This is a genomic window from Streptomyces synnematoformans, from assembly GCF_039531005.1.
GTDB lineage: Bacteria > Actinomycetota > Actinomycetes > Streptomycetales > Streptomycetaceae > Streptomyces > Streptomyces synnematoformans.
In genome coordinates this window covers 1-926 of sequence record NZ_BAAAPF010000713.1, presented here as the reverse complement: position 1 = coordinate 926, position 926 = coordinate 1, and the positions used below count along the sequence as shown (strand labels likewise).

At 77.2% G+C, this 926-nt stretch carries 1 protein-coding gene; it reads left to right on the top strand.

Annotated features, from left to right (window positions below; all coding sequences use genetic code 11):
• Nucleotides 1-704 precede the first annotated feature (704 nt).
• On the top strand, nucleotides 705-926 hold a 222-nt coding region (locus ABD317_RS37290), incomplete at its 3' end, for a cobalamin biosynthesis protein (protein WP_344296558.1).

Here is a 926-nt window from a genome sequence, read left to right as displayed (position 1 = left end):
CGCGGGCGTACGGAGCGACGCCGCCGCCCGTGCACCCGCCCGCTCCGCCGCACGCCGACCCGCCGCGTCCAGCGGCTCGTCGGCGCCGAGCAGCGCGTGCGCCCGCCCGGCGTTGATCGCCGGCGTGACAAGCATCACCCGGACCGTCACCAGCCGTCTCACCTGCCTCTTCCGTTTCCCGGCCGACGGGGACCGTATGGCCGCCGACCCGCAGGCGACGGTATCGTCACCTCGTCAACCGAAGACGACGGCGCAACGGAAGCCCGGTGAGAATCCGGCACGGCCGCGCCACTGTGAGCCGGACGACGCCCGCCAGGGGCGGAGTCCGGTGAGTCAGACCCGCACCGTCGTGAGCAGCTCCACCGCATGGGACGCGTGATCCCAGGGAGGTTTTCCGCCATGGCTCAGCCGGCCACACCGACCGCCGCCGACACGGCCGCCGGTCCCCGCATCGCTCCCGTACCCCGCAACGGGGCTCCCGGTTTCGGGTTGCTGCACGACGGCCGGCACCGGCTCGGTGCCCCCTGCCGCTGAGCAGGGGGGATCTCAGTGATGCCGGGCTGAGGGGGAGCGTCCCCCGGCCCCGCGCCCGCCCGGAACCCCGCCGCGCCCCGGGCCCCGTCCGCACCGCCTCCCGCCCGGCCCGCGGGTACGCCCGACGCCCCCGGACGACCACCGACCCGCACCCCGCACCGAACGGCACCATGACACCCGACAGCCCGTCGCATCCCCTCCCGTACGCCCTGGGCGCCGCCCTGGGCACCACCCTCGGCTACGTGGCCGACCACGTACTCGGCGACCCCCGCCGCGGCCACCCCGTCGCGGCCTTCGGGCGCGCCGCGACGGCGCTCGAACGCCGCCTCTGGCGCGACAGCCGCGCCGCGGGCGCCCTGCACACGACGCTCTGCACGGGCGCCGCGGCGGCC